The following is an 18,605-nucleotide window of genomic DNA, read 5'->3' on the forward strand; positions in this document are numbered from 1 at the left end:
TGCTGTGCGCGGTGTTCGTGCCGACGCTGTTCATCACCGGCATTTCGGGCGCGTTCTACCAGCAATTCGCGGTGACCATCTCGACCGCGACGGTGATTTCGCTGCTGCTGTCGCTGACCCTGTCGCCGGCCGCCGCCGCGCTGCTGCTCCGCCCCAAGCACGGGTCTGCCGCCAACGATCCGGCCGCACCGCGTTGGAAGCGCGTGCTGGCCCAAGCCGGGGATCGCTTCAACACCGGCTTCGATCGCCTGTCCGATCGCTATGGCCGCCTCACGCGCTGGCTGCTGGCCCGCCGCAAGAAGGTGCTGGCGACCTATGCCGCGCTGATCGTCGCCACGATCGGCCTGTTCTGGGCGACGCCCGGCGGGTTCATTCCGGCGCAGGATCAGGGATACTTCCTGGCGGTGGTGCAACTGCCGCCCGGGGCCTCGCTGGAGCGCACAGACGCGGTGACGCGCGAGGTCGCGGCCAAGATCCTGCCGATCAAGGGCTTGCGCGGCGCGGTGATGTTCGCCGGGTTCCACGGCCCTTCCCAGACATCGGCGCCCAATTCGGCCGCGATCTACTTCCCCTTCAAGAGCTTTGCCGAACGCGGTGCGGAAGGCGTGACTTATGCCGGGATCATGGAGCAGGCGGGCAAAGCCGTCGAAGGCTATGACAAGGCGCGCATCCTGCTGGTGCCGCCGCCGGTCATCCAGGGCATCGGTGCGGCCGGCGGCTATCGCTACATGCTGCAGGATCGCGAAGGCCGGGGCTACGACGCGCTGAACAAGGTGGCTGGCGACGTGATCGCCAAGGCCAATCAGACGCCCGGCCTCAGCCAGGTCTATACGCTGTTCGATGTCGGCACCCCGCGCGTGTTCGCGGATGTCGATCGGCGCAAGGCCGATCTGCTGGGCGTGCCGCCCGAACGCGTGTTCGAAGCGATGCAGGTTTATCTCGGCTCCGCATTCGTCAACGATTTCAACCTTCTGGGACGGACTTATCGCGTAACAGCGCAAGCCGATGCCGACCATCGCGGTTCGGTGGCGGACATCGCCAACCTCAAGACCCGTTCGAACTCCGGGCAGATGGTGCCGATCGGATCGGTCTCCACCTTCCGCGACAAGACCGGCCCCTATCGCGTGGTCCGCTACAACCTCATGCCGGCGGTCGAAATCGACGGCAGCACCGCGCCGGGTTATTCGACCGGGCAATCGCTGACGACGATGGAAGCGCTTGCCGCATCGACCGTGCCCGCCGGCTATGGCGGCGAATGGACCGACATCGCCTTTCAGCAGAAGACCGCCGGGAACACCGCTGGCGTGGTCTTCGCCATGGCCGTGTTCTTCGTCTTCCTGGTGCTCGCGGCGCAATATGAAAGCCTGACGCTGCCGCTGGCGATCATCCTGATCGTGCCGATGTGCCTGTTCGCGGCGATGCTGGGCGTGAACCTGCGGGGCATGGACAACAACATCCTGACCCAGATCGGCCTTGTCGTGCTGATCGCGTTGGCCGCCAAGAATGCGATCCTGGTGGTCGAGTTCGCCAAGCAGGCGGAAGAGGATCGCGGCCTTTCGCCCGTGGAAGCGGCGGTCCACGCCGCCCGCGCGCGCCTGCGCCCGATCTTGATGACGAGCTTCGCCTTCATCCTCGGCGCGGTGCCGCTGGTGGTGGCGAGCGGGGCAGGGGCGGAACTGCGGCAGGCGCTGGGCACGGCGGTGTTCTTCGGCATGACCGGCGTCACCGCGTTCGGCCTGCTGTTCACGCCCACCTTCTACGTGGTCTGCCGGGGCCTGGGCGAGCGCCTGGGCCGTGGCCGCCGCGCCGCTGCCGCCTTCGCGCCGCAGCCGGCCGAATAAGGAACTGCGATGATGATCCGGAAATTGCTTCCCCTGTTGCTGGGCGCCTCGGCGCTCAGCGCCTGCGCCACGGTGCCAGCCTACACGCCCCCTGTCGCGCCGCAGGCGGCCGCCGGGCCGTTCCTGGGCAGCGCCTCGCCAACCGTCAGCACGGCGGCGACGGCGGACCGCTGGTGGACGTTGTATCATGATGCCCGGCTGGACCGGCTGGTCGAGGACACGCTGGCGCAGAATGCCGACGTGCGCGTGGCCGTGGCGCGGATCGAGCGGGCACGGGCGCAGCTGCGCGGCGCGCGGTCGCAAAGGCTGCCGCAAACCGGGGTCACCACTTCGGCCGACTATGGCCGCTCTGCCGCCGCGCAGACGCCGGTTGGCGTGGACCGCGAAAGCTGGACGTTCGATGGCGGTCTCGATGTATCCTACGAAGTCGATCTGTTCGGCCGCGTGAAAAGCGGGATCACCGCCGCGCGCGGCGATCTGGAAGCGGCCGAAGCGGACGCCGCCGCCGTGCGCGTGGCGGTGATCGCGGATACGGTGCGCGCCTATTTCGACGTGACCACCTCCGCCGAGCGGCTGGCGGTGGCGCAGCAGACCGTGGCGCTGCTCGACCGGTCAATCCGCATCACCACCGCGCGGTTCGAGGTGGGGCGGTCGGACCGGCTCGACGTGATCCGCGTGACCGCGCTGCGCGATCAGCAGCAGGCGCAGATCCCCGCGCTTCAGGCGGACCGCGATGCCGCGCTGTTTCGGCTGGCGACGCTGACCGGCCGGACGCCGCAGGCGCTACCGTCCGAGATCGCCAGCGCCGGCACGGTCACGCCCGCGCTGGCCCAGCCGATCCCGGTGGGCGATGGCGCGGCGCTGCTGGCGCGGCGGCCCGACGTCAAGGCGGCGGAGCGGCGCCTGTCCGCCGATGCCGCGCGCGTCGGCGTAGCCACGGCCGACCTCTATCCCCGGATCACGCTGGGCGGGTCGATCGGCGCAACGGCGCTGGGCGGCGCGAACCCGTTCACTGGCGGGCCGTTCCGCTGGCTGCTGGGTCCGCTCATCAACTGGTCGTTTCCCAACCAGGAACCGGTGCGGGCGCGGATCGCGGCGGCCAAGGCCGATAGCGCGGCATCGCTGGCGCAGTTCGATGGCACCGTTTTGCGCGCGCTGGAGGAAACCGAACGGGCGCTGGCGTCCTACAGCCATGCGCTGGAGCGCGAACAGACGCTGGCGTCCGCGCGCGATGCGGCGGCGCGCGCGGCGGCGATCAGCGTTGCGCGGCAGCGGGAAGGGCGGATCGACTTCCTGACCCTGCTCGACGCGCAGCGCACGCTGGCTAGCGCCGATGCCGATCTCGCAGCGGCCAAGCGCGCTGTGGCCTTCGCGCAAGTGGACGTGTTCCGCGCTCTGGGCGGTGGCTGGGAAGCGGCTTCACCGCCACGCGCCTGACAACGAAGGCGCCGGCGCCTGGACGGTTGCGGAGGCCATGGCGCCCGCCTTGTCGAGACAAGCGGTGATCGACAAATCGATGGCTTCGGTGCGCGAGGCGATGGCCGATGGCGCCTCGGTGATGATCGGCGGGTCCGGCACGTCCGGCATGCCGGACGAACTGATCGAGGCGCTGATCGTTCGTTCGTTCGGCCTGCTCGGTATTGGGTCGGAAGGGGCATCGGTCGGAGAGATGATCGACGGGCTCACGCTCGATGCCTTGCAGGGGCTGACCGGCGTGCCACTGCGCATGGCCGTGCCGGCGGGGTAATGCCGTCTCAAACGGAAACTGGAAGCGCAGGCGCATCGCCAAAAACCCTATCCGACAGGCTCAGCCCGTCCAGCCGGCATCCGCAAGCCGCGATCTGAGATTGAAGACGTCGAGGCTCAGCTCGCCGGCGGCAAGCCGCTCGCGGATGGCTGCCTCTTTGGCGGTGCGCAACCTGGCCTTGTCCAGAACCGCCCGCGCTGCATCGCGCTTGACGATGCACACTCCGTCATCATCCGCTACCACCACATCACCGGGGCAAACCGACGCACCCGCGCACACGATCGGCGTGTCAATCGTTCCAAGCGTGGCCTTGACCGTGCCTTGCGCATAAATTGCCTTGGACCACACCGGGAAGTTCATCGCTTCCAGCTCTGCCGTATCCCGTACCCCGGCATCGATGATCAGCCCCGCGCAGCCCCGGGCCTTGGAAGCGACCGCCAGAAGATCCCCGAAATAGCCATCCTCGCACGGAGAGGTAGGAGCTACGACCAGGACATCGCCCGGTCTGACGCGTTCCAGCGCAACATGGATCATCCAGTTGTCGCCCGGTGGCACCGTAACGGTAAACGCAGTGCCCGCGATGCGGGCTCCCCTGAACACGGGCCGCATATGGCTTGCCATCAAGCCGGTGCGATCTTGCGCCTCATGAACAGTGGCTACGCCTTCGGATGCCAGGCCGGAGATAACGTCCGGATCCAGTGGCAGTATCGCGCCAGCCTTACTTCCTGCGCCCATAGCGTGATTGCTCCCTCGTCCCTTTCCGCGGCGCGCGGCGCCGCCGAGTGGACCGGAACGCGCGCCTTGCGAATTGGTATACGATAACATTATACAATGTCGACCAAGAAACGGGCGGTGATGCGGACAATCGATGAAACCCGGCGATACCGTTTGCGTGGCGCGACACGGTTGACGGCATTCTGATGGCTATGCCGAAGCCCGCTTCGCCACATGTTCGCCGCAACGCGGCACCTAGCGCGCCGCCTTCGCGGGCCATCCCGCTTACCGTTGGGGCGTGCTTCTTCATGGAAGGGCTCGACGCGACGATCATCGCGACCTCGCTGCCGCAGATTGCCCATGCGATGAATGTGCCGGCAACGACTATCGGCGTTACGTTGACCGCCTATCTCATCAGCGTGTCGATGTGGATGGCGGCCAGCGGCTGGCTGGCCGACCGCTTTGAAGCAAGGCGAGTGTTCGTCCTTGCCATCATGGTGTTTGCCCTTGGCACGGCCGTTTGCGGCTTCAGCGCCAACCTGGCCCAGCTTGTGACCGGACGGTTCATTCAGGGGATGGGCGGCGCGATGATGACCCCGGTGGGGCGGCTCATCCTGGCCCGCAGCTTCCCGCGTGACCAGTTGGTTCAGGCGATGAGTTACATGATCGTGCCCGGCCTGATGGGGCCATTGCTGGGGCCGGTGGTGGGCGGCTGGATCACCAGCTATCTGGACTGGCGATGGATATTCTTCGCGAATCTCCCGCTGGCCTTGGGCGGCATGGCGCTGGCGATGCGGTTCCTGGATCGGATGCCCGCCACGCAAACGCCACGGTTCGACTGGTGGGGCTTCGCCTTGGTGGCACTGGCGCTGGTGGCCTTCCAGACCGGCCTTGAGGCGATTGCGGAGAAGGGAGCGTTCACCGGTGCCGCGCAACTGGGCTTGGCCGTGGCGCTGGTCGCCATGGCGGCCTATTGGCGGCATGCCGGTCGGCCGGACCCCATCCTTGATTTCCGCCTGATGCGCTATCGCACCTTTGCCGTCGCGGTGCTGGGTGGTGCCTGGTCCCGCATCGTTCTTGGCGCGACGATGTTTCTCTTTCCGCTTTATTTTCAACTGGGGCTGGGCGCGTCGCCGATTGAGGCCGGGTATCTGATGGCAGCGCTGGCAATCGGGCAGATCGCGCTGCGGCTGGTGCTTGATCCGCTGCGGCGGCGCCTTGGCCTCCGACTGCTCCTGATCGGCAATTGCATCGCGCTGGCCGCGATGCTGTTGCTGTTCCTGCCGATGCTTGAGGGCATCTCGCTGTGGTTGCTGGGAGCGTTTCTGTTCGGCTTCGGGATGTTGCAGGCGATCCAGCTTTCCCTTCTGGGGGCGCTGAACTTTTCGGGCATTCCGGCGACGGAACTGGGCCGGGCAACATCGTTGGCGGCGGTGGCGCAGCGCCTGGCGATGGCCGCCGGCATCAGCCTTTGCGCGATCATGCTTGGCCACACGCGCGCCGGGGCTACCATTCCGCGCGGCAGCTTTTCCATGCCGCTGATAGCGCTGGCGGCGATGCTGGTACTTTCAGCGTTGAGCTTCCGCTTCCTCCGCGAGGGCGATGGCGACGATCTGATAGATCGCCGCTGACGGGCAGCACGTTACCCGGGTGCAGCCTGCGATTTTTCGAGGCGAGCGGCGAGCGCAAGCAACAGGGCGGCACCCGCCGCCGCGCTCAGGGGGGCAATCAGCAAGGAGGACCGAAGGGCGGCCGTTCCCCATGCGGCCGAAAGCTGATCGTTTATCATCCCCACGGCCAGCGGGCCGATGCTTTGTCCCACCAGATTGAAGATCAGCAGGTAGAGCGCGACGCCGGTGGCGCGCAGCCCGCTGTCCAGCAGGCTGAGCAGCAGCGCGAACAGACACGGCGTTATCGCGCTCATCAGCAGCGTGTCGGCGGCCAGACCCATATGCCACCAGCTCGGCGCATCGGCGAACAGCAGCAACAGTTCGGCGGGTATGATGCCAAGGCAGAACAGCATCGGAGCCCAGGCGAGCCAGCGCTGGTCAAAGCGCATAAGCCCCGTCACGATCAGTCCTCCGGCTATGCTGCCGGCAACGCCGACGAGGCCCTTGTAGGTGCCCAGCAAGGCGCCGGTTGTCGCTGTATCGAGCCCCCGCAGGCGCACCATGAAGCTGGGTAACCAAGCCAGCATCGCGCCGAAATTCACACTGACCATGACGCTGGCAAGGCATAGCAGGGCAAAGCCGGGTGTGCCGGCCACCTGCCGGGTGGCGCGCCAGATGCTTGATGCGGCGTGCGTCGCGGCCGGCGTTCCGGCCTTCGCGTGCGCCGGGTCAACCCGGCTTTCGCGCACGATCAGCAACGTCAGCGTGGCGACGCCCAGCCCTGCCAACCCCATGAAGGCGTAAGCCGCGCGCCAGCCCTGTTCTGCGGTGATCCTGCCGATGATCGGATAACAGATCATGATGGCGACAGGACCGCCCGCGGCAAAGACCGCCATGGCCAGCACCCGGTATCGGCCGCCGAACGTGTCGCCGATCAGGGCGGAGGCTGGCGCCATATTGCTTGCCTCGCCCATACCCAGTCCGATTCGCGCGGCCAGGAGCTGGGCAAGGTTCTGGGCAAAGCCGGTCGCTGCGGTAACAAGGCTCCAGAACGTCAGACCGGATACAATGATGCCACGGCGGTTTGTCCGGTCGGCCAGCCAGGCAATCGGCAGGCTGCACACCGAATAGACGATCATGAAGGCCGGCCCCATCAGCACGCCCAGCATCAGATCCGAGATGGGGATCTCCTGCTGGATCTGCGGCAGCAGCAGCCCCAGCATGTTGCGATCAACAGTGTTGAGCCCGACGATGCAGGACAGGACCAGCAAGGAGGCGATGGCGCGCGGAGATGGGCGCGGGGCATCGCTGTTCAATGGACGATCGCCTTTGTCTCCAGGAATTCCTCGAAGCCCCAGACGCCGTATTGCCGGCCGTTGCCCGAGCGGCGATAGCCGCCGAACGGCGCGGCCCCGGTCCATGGAGGGTAGTTGATGTTCACCCATCCGGCGCGGATGGCCCCGGCGACACGCCGCGCCAGCACCGGGTCCGGCGTTTCGACATAGGCGGAAAGTCCGAAATCCGTGCTGTTCGCGATACGGATCGCATCGTCGATATCGGAATAGCACAGGATGCAGAGCACCGGCCCAAAGATTTCCTCTTGCGCGATCCGGGCATCGGGCGCGACCGGGCCGAAGATGGTCGGCCGCACGAAATAGCCGTTGTCCACATGCGAGGGGCGCCCGGGGCCTCCCGTCAGCAAGGGCTGGCCTTCCGCGATGGCCCGCTCGATAGTGGCATTGACCCGCTCGAACTGCGCTTTGTTGGCCAGCGGCCCATAGGTCACCCCGGGTTGGTCGGGCGGGCCGACCATCAGTTTCTGTGCCGCCGCAACCGCGATCGCGGCGGCTTCGTCAAAACGATCTGCGGGTACGATCAGCCGGGTCGGCGCCGCGCAGGTCTGCCCGGCGTTCATCATGCAGATATGCACGCCCTTGGTGATCGACTCTGCAAAATCGGCGTCGGGCAGGATCACATTCGGCGATTTCCCACCGAGTTCCTGGTGGATGCGCTTGATGCCCGCCGCGGCGGCCGCGGCCATGGCGCCACCCCCGGCCACCGAACCGGTCATCGATATCATGGCGACATCCGGGTGTTCGGCCAGCCTGCGGCCGCAATCGACACCGCGTCCGTTGATCAGATTGAACACGCCGGCGGGGATGTCGGCTTCGGCCATGGCTTCCGCCAGCAGCAAACCGCACAGTGGAGCGTGTTCGCTGGGCTTGACCACGACCGTGCAGCCGGCGGCAATGGCGGGAACGGCCTTGCACAGCATCTGGCTGACAGGCGCATTCCAGCTGGTGATGGCCGCCACGACGCCCACCGGTTCCCTAACCAGCTCTATCCTGTCGCCCAGCGCTTCCGAAAAGCGATAGCCCGGCAGCAAATCGATGATGCTGTCGAAATGCGAAAGGCACATGGCGGTCTGCCCCTGCGCCACCATCGGCGTCAGTCCGATTTCGCGCACAAGGTGGTCGGCGATCCCGGGCGCCGCCTTTGCAAATGCCGCGCGCATTCGCTGGATCAGTTCCAGCCGATCCGCCACGTTGCTGGACTGCCAGACATCAAAAGCAGCACTTGCCGCGCGGACAGCTCGATCCGCATCCTCGATCGTGCCCATGGCGGCATGGCCGATCGGTGTCAGGTCGGATGGGCAGAGCACCGTCACCCGGCCTTCGCCGCAGGACTCTACCCACTCCCCACCGATGTAAAATCGTTGTGCGTCCAAAGCGTCTGCCCTCTCGCCCGCTAACACAATATTTGAAATTGTAATACAATCACGTATCACAATTTCGGGAGGGCCGGCAATGACGCGCGTTCAACAGGCGGACTATGTTATCGTTGGGGCGGGTTCGGCGGGATGCGTCCTGGCAAATCGCTTGTCGGAAGGCTCCGATGCCAGTGTCATCCTGATCGAAGCGGGCGGGAAGGGGCGCCACCCGCTGATCAAGGTTCCGTTTGCCTTCATGCAGCTTCAATACGTGAAGCGGCTTTCGTGGAACTACTGGAGCGAGCCGGAACCCGCGCTGGACGGGCGCAGGCTGTGGCTGCCACGCGGCAAGTGTCTCGGGGGCACTTCAGCGATCAACGGCATGGTCTATTCGCGCGGGCATCCGGCTGATTATGACGAATGGGCGGCGCTCGGCGCTGCCGGATGGGGGTGGGACGGGGTGTTGCCCTATTTCATCCGCTCGGAAAGGAGTTGGCGCGGCGCCAGCGCCTATCACGGGGGCGATGGGCCGCTCAGCGTCAATCCTGTCGATGTTGCCGGGCCGATCACCGATGCCACGCTGCAGACCGCGCGTAACCTGGGCTATCCCGTACTGGACGATCAGCACGGGCCAGGCGCGGGCGAGGGCTTCGCGCCGCCTGAAGTGACAGTGCACCGAGGCAAGCGCGCCAGCGCGGCCTCGCAATATCTGGCTCCCGCGATGCGGCGCGCCAATGTGACGGTGCTGACGGGCGGGCTGGTGACGCGCGTCATCCTCGAGAACGGCCGCGCCACCGGCGTGGAAGTGGCGGACGGGACCGGCAGACGCATCATCCGGGCGGGGCGGGAAGTCATTCTGTCAGCCGGCGCCTACAATTCGCCGAAGCTGCTGCTGCTTTCCGGGATCGGTCCGGCGCAGGACCTGCGCGCCCATGGCATCGCTGTCGCGGTCGATCTGCCCGGCGTTGGCCGCAATCTGCAGGAGCATCCGCTCTGCGGGGTGGGCTATGCGTTGAACCAGCCCGTCGGATTTGAGAACGCCCTCCGGTTCGATCGCCTTGCCGCGACCATGATGAAATACGCGCTGGGTCTGGATCGGGCGGCGGCCCAGTTGCCGGTGACGAGCTTCGGGTTCATTCGCACCCGCGATGGTCTGGATCGGCCCGACATCAAGGCCAACATCTATCCCACCCGTCTGGACGGCCGGGTATGGTTTCCCGGCATACGCAAGGGCGCCGGGCACGCGATGACCGCCTTTTGCGTGCTGTTGCGGCCGGAAAGCAGAGGTTCCGTGCGGCTGCGGTCTTCCGACGCGGCCGATCCGCCCGAAATCCGCATCAACATGTACCAGGACCAGCGCGATCTCGAGACGATGCGCCGCGCGGTGCGCAAGATGCGCGCTTTCTTCTCGGCCGATCCGCTGGGCAACATGATCGGAGAGGAGCTGATGCCGGGCGCGGGCATCGCATCGGACCGCGAGATCGATGCCTACAACCGCAAGACCAGCATCCTTGCCCATCACGCATCGGGTAGCTGCGCGATGGGGCAGGGCGAGGATGCCGTGGTCGACCCGCGGTTGCGGGTTCGCGGGATCGAGGGGCTGCGCGTGGTGGATGCATCGGTGATGCCGCGCGTGATCGGCGGCAACACCAATGCGCCGGTTATCATGATTGCCGAAAAGGCGGCCGACATCATCCGTGGCCGCCCCGCTCCGTCATCGCCCGGCGCGGCGCAGGGGTGAGCTTACAGGCCCCGCGCTTCCAGCGTCTCCAGCAGCAGCCGTTCGAAGGATTCGCGCCGGTTGCGGCGGACCGCCAGCAGATTGGCGCGGTCCTGTTCCTTCAGCGCTTCGACCAGTTCATGCTTGTTGACCACCTTGCGTTCCTCGCTGGCGCGGCGGGGTAGCGGCAACAAGGCCCGATAGCGGTCGGTCAGCGCCCATAGACGCATGGCTTCGCGCACGATGGTTTTCTTGGGCGAGAGGTTGAAGATCTCCATGTGAAAATCGTGGTGCGCGTTCCACCAGTTGGAGCGGTCGCCCTGGTCGAGCAGTTCCTCCAGCCGTTCCGCGCGCTTCGACAAGGCGTCGAGCAATTCCGCATCGGGCCATTCCACTGTCTTCAGCAGTTCGTCTTCGACAAGGTGCCGCAACGTGAACAGTTGTTCCGCCTCGTCCCGCGACAGGCGGGTGACGAAAAAGCCCCGATTGGGATCGTGTTCTATAATTCCTTCCGAGCTCAGCAGCTTGAGCGCTTCGCGCACCGGCACCCGGCTGGCATTGAACTGTTCGGCCAGTTCGGTCTGCCCCAGGCGCATCCCCGGCGCCATGGTTCCCCGCGCGATCAGGGATCGCAATTCCCCGGCGATCTTGGCGGGAACACCGCGTCCGGATTTTGAAATCTCGTCCATTCACATTCCTTCGGTCGCTTTGCCATGGCCCGTCAATCCACGCAGGGCCAGCGGCGGCGGCGTGGCATCTGCTTTAGCGGTGTGTTCAGCAAAAATGTAGGCATTTTGCCCGCGCCTCCAAAGCGATCCACAGGAATGGCTAAGGTCAGGATCGGATTACACCGCGCCATGCGGCGCGCGATTGCGAAGGGTTGACCATTGAACCTAGATAGGTATACGAAATTGTATTCTTAACAGACCAAGCGGCGGAATCGCGCGGGAGAGGGCTTGCTTCATGATTGTCGATTGCCATGGGCACGTCAGCGCGCCCGCCGAACTGTGGGTCTACAAGTCGCTGCTGCTTTCGCATCGCGGCGAACATGGCAAGCGCTTCCCCGATCTGACGGATGAGGAAATCCTGTCGCACACCAATAAGAAGGAAATGGCCCCCTGCGGCCATCTGGACATGCTGGACCGTGTCGGCACGAACTACCAGCTGCTCAGCCCGCGCCCCTTCCAGATGATGCATTCGGAAAAGCCCGGATTTCTCGTGCATTGGTTCACCGAAGCCACCAACGATATCATTGCACGGCAATGCCAGCTGCTGCCCAACCGCTTCGCGCCGATCTGCGGCCTGCCGCAAGTGGCGGGCGAGCCGATCGAGAACGTGCTGCCGGAACTGGAGCGCTGCGTGAAGCGGCTGGGCTTCAAGGGCTGCTTGCTCAACCCCGACCCTTACGAAAATTCGGGCATCGAGCCGCCGCCGATGGGCGATCGCTACTGGTATCCGCTCTATGAAAAGCTGTGCGAACTGGATGTGCCCGCGCATATCCACTCGGCCGGATCGCGCTCGGCCCGCGCGCCCTACACGCTCAACTTCCTGCTGGAAGAAACCATGGCGGTTTACGGGCTGATCGAAAGCGACGTGTTCCGGGATTTTCCGGAGCTGAAGATCGTGTGCAGCCACGGTGGCGGCGCGATCCCCTATCATATTGGCCGCTTCCGTGCGTCGGCGATCCGCCGGGGCGAGGATTTCGTCGAGAAGATGCGCAATATCTATTACGATACGGTGCTCTACTCCGAAGAGGCGCTGCGGCTGCTGATCAAGACCGTGGGCGCCGATCGCTGCCTGTTCGGAGCCGAATGCCCCGGCGTCGGCTCCGCGGTTGATCCGCACACCGGGCGGACGCTGGATGACATTGCCCCGTTCATCACCGGCTTCGATTGGCTCAGTGATGCGGAAAAGGACGGGATCATGTTCGGCAACGCCACCCGTCTGTTCCGGCTTGAGGTGCCCGCCGCATGAGCAGCGTTGCCGAAGCCTTGCGGCGGCTGCAGGCGATAGACACGTGCGCGCTTTCCGACGCGCTGGACCGGCTGGGATTGTCCGGACAGGTAACCGGGCTGCGGCGCGAAGCCGGCGACGGGCGCATTGCGGGCGTCGCCGTTACCATGAAGCTGGGCGTGGGCGATCCGCCCCCAGGCCCGCCTCGCCACCTTGGCACCACCGCGATCGAGGCATCGGACGTGCATTCGATCATCGTCGTGGAACAGCGCACCGGGGTGGAAGCGGGTTGCTGGGGCGGGTTGCTGACGCGCGGTGCGCAGAAGGCGGGCGTACGCGCGGTGATCGCCGACGGGCCGGTGCGCGATATCGACGAGGCGCGCGACCTGGGTTTTCCGATCTTCACCAACCAGTTGACCTGCTACACCGCGCGATCGCGCGTGGTGGAAAAGGGCACCAACGTACCCGTTGAAATCGGCGCTGTGGTGGTGGCTCCCGGCGATTATATTGTCGCGGATGGCAGCGCGGTGATCGTCATCCAGCCGGCAAACCTGGATGCCGTGCTGGAAGCGGCGGAGGATATCTGCCGGCGTGAAGCGGGCATGATCGCGGAAATCGAGCGCGGCACGCGGATGAGCGACGTGCTGGCCGGCAATTACGAAAACATGCTGAAAAAGGTCTGACATGGTAGAGGATCGCAACGTCGCACGGGCTCTCGCGCTTGACACGGCCACATTGTCAGACGCGCTCGACCGGCTGGGTATCGTGGGCCAGTGCTATCGGATTTCCGGTCGTGACCCCTCGTTCGAGATGGCCGGGCGCGCCTATACCATGCGGTGTGGGCCGGCGGCGAACCCGCCGGGAACCGTCGGCGACTATATCGACGATATCCCTGCCGGCAGCGTGGTGGTGATCGACAATGGCGGCCGGGAAGATGCCACCATCTGGGGCGATATCCTGACCGAGATTGCGCACCGGCGCGGGATCGCCGCCACCGTGATCGACGGGATCAGCCGCGATGTCGCGCTGTGCCGCACGCTCGGCTACCCGGTGTTCAGCAAGGGCCACTGGATGCGGACGGGCAAGGACCGGGTGCAGGTGGAACAGATGGAATGCGTGGTCAATATCGGCGGCGCGCGGGTGGCGCCGGGCGATATCATGCGCGGCGATGCGGATGGGGTGCTGGTCCTGCCACAAGCGCACGAAGACGCCGTGCTGGATGCCGCGGAAGAGATTTCCGCCGCCGAAGAGCGTATCCGTGCGGCATGTCGCGGCGGAATGCGGCTGGACGAAGCCCGCCGCCAGTTCAAGTACCATTCGCTGCAAACGCGCCGGGCGGAATAGCGCCTGCCCGCAGGCGCGCCGCCCGGCACTATTCGTCGGACTGGAACACCAGCTCCAGTGCCGCCTCGATCGATGCCCGCGTGGCGAGATAGTCCGCAATCAGCGCCGCGCGATCGCGGGCGGCCAGCGCATCGATCAATTTGCGTTCGGGGCTTTCGCCGAAGGTGCGCGGCATGAGCGCGCGATAGCGATCGGTCAGGCGCCACAGACGGGTGGCTTCGCGCAAAAGCACCTTCTGGGGCGATAGATCGAACAGCGCATAACGCATGTTTTCCAGCGCCTTGGCCCACTCATTGAAATCGCGGACCTGGTCAAGAGCGTCCACCCGGTCAAACTGTGCGCGCAATTCCGCGATCTTGGCCGCATCCGGCCATTCCGCCGTCGTGAGCAGTTGTGTTTCCAGCCAGCGGCGCAGCTTGTAGAGCTGGCGCGCTTCTTCCAGTTCCAGCGGCGCGACGAAATATCCGCGATTTTGATCGTGCAGCAGGAAGCCCTCGGTCGCGAGCAGCTTGAGCGCTTCGCGGATGGGAACCTTGCTGCGGCCGAAACGGTCGGCCAGCTGGCTTTGGCCGAGATGTTCGCCGGGCAGCAAGGTACCGCGCACGATCAAGGCGCGAAGTTCGTCGGCAACAGCGGTTGGCAAGGATCCGTTCAATTCGTCGCTCAGCATCAATCCGCCATCCAGTTCAAAATCCAAAAGCAGGCCAAGCGACACCTTAGGCGGCCGCGGCGCGCAACGCGAGACGGATCATGCAGCCCGCTGCGCCAACCCCTGTCCGCCGGCCGCTCTCGCGGCTTCGTTCACCCTTCGCGGTGCGGGCTCACCGTGACATGGATGGCACCCTCCGTTCCGCGTCCGGCGGTTGCGAGAATGGCATCGTGCACCAGCGCCAGCGGGAAATCATGGCTGCACAGCTTTTCGATCGGCCAGCGCCCGCTTGCCACGATATCGAGCGCGGTTTGCACGGCGCGATAGCTGTGGCCACGCGGCGCGCGGACCGTCAGATAGCGCTTCTTTACCTCGCCGAGCGGCACCGATGCCCCCAACCCGTTCAGGCTGAGCCAGGCGCCCTTCGCGGCAAGCGATACGGCTTGTTCGGCGATGCGCCCGTCGGGATCGCCGGTGGTGTCCACCACCACATCCACTCCGGCACCGCCGGTGGCCCGCATGACGATCCCCGCCAGGTCTTCCTGTTCGACATCCACCGAAATATCCGCGCCCAGCTCCAGCGCCAGATCGAGCCGCGCCCGGTCGCGCGACATGCCGGCGATGATCACCGTCATGGCCCCCGCCACCTTGGCCGCCAAGGCGCAGCTCAGGCCCTGCTGGCCCGGTCCGAAGACCAGCACGGTCTTGCCGATCCCCGCCCCGCCATCGAACACCGCCCATTGCACGCCATTGCCCAACGGCACGGCCATGGTGGCGTGCCGCGCGGACATCTGCGGGGGAATCCGGTGGATGACCGCGTTGGGGGCAAGATACATGTGCTCGGCAAAGCCGCCCCAGAGATGCGGTGCGATGTCGGCGTTGCACGTGCCATAGCGCAAGGTGTTGAACCGGTCCTTCACGTTGAAGAAATCGGCTTCCATGCACAGCCGGAAATCCCCCTGGCGGCACCAGTGGCAGTGCCAGCAGGGGAGATATTCGTGCAGGGCAATGCGGTCGCCGGGTTTCACGCCCCATCGCGTGGCGGCGGCGGCGCCCACTTCGGAGACGGTGCCCACAACTTCGTGGCCCATGACGCAGGGCGCGGTGTTTTCCCGGCGGTACATTTCGGGGTCGCTGCCGCCCACACCCGATGCCTCCACCCGCAACAGTCCGTCGTTATCTCCGACGCGGGGAACGGGAAATTCCAGAATTTCCGTGTTCTCGATGCCGGTTTTGACGGCGGCGCGCACTGTTGCTGTCATCTTGGCTCGACCTTCGGTGAAACGGGCGGGAATCGGGGGCTACCGAGGCCGGCCGACCAGTTGCGCCCATAGAGCTGGCCGGCGGTGCCGCCCAGCAGACTGTCCTGTTCGGCCGATGAAAGCCCCGCAACCGACGCATGCGCCAGCGCGGTCATGTAGGCATAAGTGCCCGCGGACTGGGTGATATCGGAACCCCACATCATCCGGCTTGCGCCGAACAGGTCCATCACCCGCCGGATGATCGGCTTCACGTCTATCCCGGTCTGTTCCAGCCGGCCCAGCGGAATGGTGGTGAATTTCACGTGCGCGCCGCTGAAACGGGCGATGCTGGCCATCAGTTCGTCCACGCCATAATCAGGCGGCGCGGCGCTGCAGTCGATTGCTCCCAGATGATCGATCACCACGGTCAGGCCGGGCAGGTCGGTCAAGAGCGCGGCAAGCCGGGCCAGCCCGTCCATGCGGTTCCACGGGAACAAATGCACGCATACCGGTACGTCAAGATCGCGCGCCGCGGCGCAGGCATCCCGGCCGGTAGCGGCATCCAGCCAGCCAAGGCCGCTCCCCCTGACCAGTTCCATCAGCCGAATGCCCACCGCGCCACGGTCGCGCACCCAATAATACACCTGTTCGGCGGCATCGGGCTGGCTGGCATCGATCGAGCAGACCGCGGCAAACCGATCCGGGAAACGTGCGGCGCTATCGCAGACATAGCTGCTGTCAAAGCCGTAGATCGATCCGCGTTGCACCAGCACGGCCTTGTCGACGCCGGCCGCGTCCATCTCGCTGGCGAGACGCTCGATGGTCATCGGATCTTCGAAATCCGCGTCGTTGATCACGCCGCTGGGCGGCGAAGGAGGGTATCGCGCCGTATCGCCGGAAATAAGGTGAGCGTGGCTGTCGATCATAGGGCGGCGGCCACCACAGGCTGCGCCGCGCGGATTGCCCGGTTTGTCATGAATAGTGCCTTTTCAGCTGTGCCGCCGCGAGGACGACCGCGTCCAGGTTCTGGTCCCTGCGCATCGTCTGCCGATCACGCGAAGGCGTTCATGGCCTTCAGTTTCTCTTCATAGGCTTCGCGCTTTTCGGGCGGGAGAAAATGCCGGAAATGCGGGCCTTTCGACATGGCGGGCAGGGTATCCGACACCAGTGTCCAGCTGCCGGCCTCGTCGTAGCTGGCATAAAGTTCGCCACAGGCAGAGCCGGTGTAGAGTTCCAGTCCGCCTTCGGCGGAATCGTGCATCGCCGCCACTTCCAGATTGCCGGCGATGGGATCGGCCATGCCGGCCATCGCGTTCACCCAGGTCTTGCCGTGATCGGTGCTTTTCATGAATTTCGGATAGGCCGTGCCCTGGGCGCCCCAGTTGGGGTTCGGGTTCATTCCGGCGCCGACCATGAACAGCACGTCCTTGGTGGGATGCACGAAAAACGGATCGGGATAGGCGCAGGGATGCGACGTATCCGTCAAACGCTGCCAGGTCTTGCCCGCATCCGCCGTGTGATAGGCGCCGATGCCGGTGGTGAGGAATATCTCGTCGGCACTATCCCGAAAAAAGGTGACGCGGTGCTGATCGCGGCGGAACTTGTCGTCCGGCTGCTCCATCGAATTGATCGAGGTCCAGCTTTCGCCTCCATCTTCGCTGCGCAGCAGATCGCCCTGTTCGATGCAGATATAGAGCGTATCCGGATGGCCGGCCGGAGAGGCGATATGCTTGATATGCGGTGCTGATCGCGGGAAAAACCAGTGTTCGGTGCCTTCCACCTGCGTGCATTCGGGATAGGCGGTCCAGCTCTTGCCGAGATCGAAGCTGCGATAGAACATCACCGGCTCGGTGCCGAGATTGAGGATGATCTGGTCGCCGACATGCTGCACCAGCAGCGAATAGGCATGGCCCGATTGTAGCCCGTTGTTGCGCGCTTCCCAGGTTTTCCCGCCATCCACGCTGACCTGCAGCCCGCCCTCGAAATGCAGGGCGGCGAACAGCAATCCGCTTTTCTCGTCGAAAACCAGGGCGCTGACATGCTGGCCGGCCAGAAGCACATCGTCTTGCAGGTGCCATGGATATCCCGGACCGTCGCGGCGGAAGTCGAGCACACCCTCGGCCGTTGCCACCAGCATCCGGCGGGCTGCCAGCGTGCTGGACGAAGTGGTTTTACCGTTCGCCGAGATGCAGATTATCGTTTCCTTGGCGTCGGCCATCTGAACCACTCCGATCATAGAATATATCGTTTTGTATAACGATTGTGTGATTCATTCAAGCGGCACGTGCAAAGAAGATCCGCTCGGCAGTGCCGCCAAAGATCGCCTCGCGTTCTTCGGAACTGCGCTCCGCGAACAGCATGCGGGTCCAGTTCAGCGCGTTGGCGTAGCCCTCGCGCGAGGCCACGACCGGGAAATCGCTGCCCCACATCAGCCTTTCCGCCCCGAACGCGTCGAGCGCTTCGATCAGGATCGCCCCCTTGGCCGCATCGAGCACCGGTGCGTGCGCGGGCAGAGGCTGCCCTACCGTGCGCGGGGCCAGTTGCCCCAGCGCCGGGATTTTCAGGATCACGTTGGGATAATCGGCCAGAGCCAGAATGCCCTGCCAGACCTGCGGCCTGTGATCGCAGTCCGGTCGGGTCCAGCCGCCAAGATGTTCGATCGCGAAGGGCATGGCCGCAAATTCGCGGACGATGGCGGCGAATTCCCCGCTGATGATGCTGGCGGCGGGGCCGCCGCAACTGATTGCCAGACCGCCATCGGCAGCGGCGCGCCAGATCGCCAACGGATCCTCTCCGGGGCTTCGGGCATCCGGGCGGAGCCGGAGCCCGGCCATGCCCCGCCGGGTAAGGGCAGCGACCTTTGCGGCTGCGTCGGCCGCCGCCACCTGCACCGCGCCGACATGCGCCAGCCGGTCCGGGAAGCTGGCCACGCATTGTTCCTGATAGGCATTGTCGAACTGCCCCAGGATCTGGGTGAGCACCGCCTTGTGCACGCCGCAGCGATCCATCTGGAACAGGAGCGTTTCCACCGGCTCGAACCACAGCGGCGAGGCGTGGCAATGGGCATCTATCACGG

17 protein-coding genes are annotated in these 18,605 nt (G+C 65.3%); 8 read left to right on the forward strand and 9 right to left on the reverse strand.

Annotation, left to right across the window (positions count from 1 at the left end; genetic code table 11):
• From B3547_RS16745 to B3547_RS22085, 3 genes are all read left to right on the forward strand, one after another.
• On the forward strand, positions 1-1,841 hold a 1,841-nt coding region (locus B3547_RS16745), incomplete at its 5' end, for an efflux RND transporter permease subunit (protein ID WP_292964852.1).
• Positions 1,842-1,853: 12 nt separating this feature from the next.
• Complete coding sequence (locus B3547_RS16750) at positions 1,854-3,278, forward strand: efflux transporter outer membrane subunit (protein ID WP_292965009.1); 1,425 nt, start codon at positions 1,854-1,856, stop codon at positions 3,276-3,278.
• Positions 3,279-3,327: 49 nt separating this feature from the next.
• The gene (locus B3547_RS22085; protein WP_292964855.1) at positions 3,328-3,588 is read left to right on the forward strand and encodes a hypothetical protein; all 261 of its coding nucleotides are present in this window, start codon (positions 3,328-3,330) and stop codon (positions 3,586-3,588) included.
• A gap of 60 nt (positions 3,589-3,648) precedes the next feature.
• Here the strand turns inward: B3547_RS22085 and B3547_RS16760 are convergent, their stop codons facing one another.
• Entirely contained in the window at positions 3,649-4,323 is a 675-nt protein-coding gene (locus B3547_RS16760) for a 4-carboxy-4-hydroxy-2-oxoadipate aldolase/oxaloacetate decarboxylase (protein ID WP_292964858.1), read from the reverse strand.
• Positions 4,324-4,610: 287 nt separating this feature from the next.
• Between B3547_RS16760 and B3547_RS16765 the strand changes: the two genes are divergently transcribed.
• A complete protein-coding gene (locus B3547_RS16765; RefSeq protein ID WP_292964861.1) occupies positions 4,611-5,933 on the forward strand; it encodes an MFS transporter in 1,323 nt (440 codons plus the stop codon).
• Between the two features lie 11 nt (positions 5,934-5,944).
• On the opposite strand, the gene B3547_RS16770 is transcribed toward B3547_RS16765, so the two are convergent.
• Together B3547_RS16770 and B3547_RS16775 are read right to left on the reverse strand one after the other, a co-directional pair.
• Positions 5,945-7,228 (reverse strand): MFS transporter, encoded by a 1,284-nt coding sequence (locus B3547_RS16770; protein WP_292964864.1) that lies wholly within the window; start codon positions 7,226-7,228, stop codon positions 5,945-5,947.
• On the reverse strand, positions 7,225-8,700 hold the full coding sequence (locus B3547_RS16775; protein ID WP_349676500.1) for an aldehyde dehydrogenase family protein: 1,476 nt from the start codon (positions 8,698-8,700) through the stop codon (positions 7,225-7,227). The genes B3547_RS16770 and B3547_RS16775 overlap by 4 nt, the downstream gene beginning before the upstream one ends.
• A 19-nt stretch (positions 8,701-8,719) precedes the next feature.
• On the opposite strand from B3547_RS16775, the gene B3547_RS16780 reads away from it, so the two are divergent.
• On the forward strand, positions 8,720-10,363 hold the full coding sequence (locus tag B3547_RS16780) for a GMC family oxidoreductase (protein ID WP_292964870.1): 1,644 nt from the start codon (positions 8,720-8,722) through the stop codon (positions 10,361-10,363).
• Between the two features lie 2 nt (positions 10,364-10,365).
• Here B3547_RS16780 and B3547_RS16785 read toward each other — a convergent pair whose 3' ends face one another.
• On the reverse strand, positions 10,366-11,031 hold the full coding sequence (locus B3547_RS16785) for a GntR family transcriptional regulator (RefSeq protein ID WP_125953481.1): 666 nt from the start codon (positions 11,029-11,031) through the stop codon (positions 10,366-10,368).
• 274 nt (positions 11,032-11,305) lie between these two features.
• On the opposite strand from B3547_RS16785, the gene B3547_RS16790 reads away from it, so the two are divergent.
• From B3547_RS16790 to B3547_RS16800, 3 genes are read left to right on the forward strand one after another with little or no spacing between them, the layout of a single operon-like run.
• Positions 11,306-12,316, forward strand: a complete 1,011-nt coding sequence (locus B3547_RS16790) for an amidohydrolase family protein (protein WP_125953482.1) — start codon at positions 11,306-11,308, stop codon at positions 12,314-12,316.
• Positions 12,313-12,978 carry an RraA family protein gene (locus B3547_RS16795; protein ID WP_125953483.1) on the forward strand — a complete coding sequence of 222 codons (666 nt, stop codon included), beginning with the start codon at positions 12,313-12,315 and terminating at the stop codon, positions 12,976-12,978. The genes B3547_RS16790 and B3547_RS16795 overlap by 4 nt, the downstream gene beginning before the upstream one ends.
• Before the next feature lies 1 nt (position 12,979).
• Positions 12,980-13,639, forward strand: coding sequence for an RraA family protein (locus B3547_RS16800; RefSeq protein WP_292964879.1), 660 nt, complete (start codon positions 12,980-12,982; stop codon positions 13,637-13,639).
• Between the two features lie 28 nt (positions 13,640-13,667).
• Here the strand turns inward: B3547_RS16800 and B3547_RS16805 are convergent, their stop codons facing one another.
• The 5 genes from B3547_RS16805 to B3547_RS16825 form a co-directional block, all read right to left on the reverse strand.
• Entirely contained in the window at positions 13,668-14,282 is a 615-nt protein-coding gene (locus B3547_RS16805) for a GntR family transcriptional regulator (RefSeq protein ID WP_199558047.1), read from the reverse strand.
• Positions 14,283-14,440: 158 nt separating this feature from the next.
• On the reverse strand, positions 14,441-15,550 hold the full coding sequence (locus B3547_RS16810; protein ID WP_292964883.1) for a zinc-dependent alcohol dehydrogenase: 1,110 nt from the start codon (positions 15,548-15,550) through the stop codon (positions 14,441-14,443).
• Positions 15,547-16,455: an amidohydrolase family protein gene (locus B3547_RS16815; RefSeq protein ID WP_292964886.1), complete on the reverse strand. Its 909-nt coding sequence runs from the start codon at positions 16,453-16,455 to the stop codon at positions 15,547-15,549. The genes B3547_RS16810 and B3547_RS16815 overlap by 4 nt, the downstream gene beginning before the upstream one ends.
• A gap of 125 nt (positions 16,456-16,580) precedes the next feature.
• Entirely contained in the window at positions 16,581-17,765 is a 1,185-nt protein-coding gene (locus tag B3547_RS16820) for a WD40/YVTN/BNR-like repeat-containing protein (RefSeq protein WP_292964889.1), read from the reverse strand.
• A 37-nt stretch (positions 17,766-17,802) separates the two neighbouring features.
• Positions 17,803-18,603, reverse strand: coding sequence for an amidohydrolase family protein (locus B3547_RS16825; protein WP_292965012.1), 801 nt, complete (start codon positions 18,601-18,603; stop codon positions 17,803-17,805).
• Between the last annotated feature and the right edge of the window lie 2 nt (positions 18,604-18,605).

Origin of the sequence: Novosphingobium sp. UBA1939, from assembly GCF_002336885.1 — a bacterium.
Taxonomy (GTDB): Bacteria; Pseudomonadota; Alphaproteobacteria; order Sphingomonadales; family Sphingomonadaceae; genus Novosphingobium.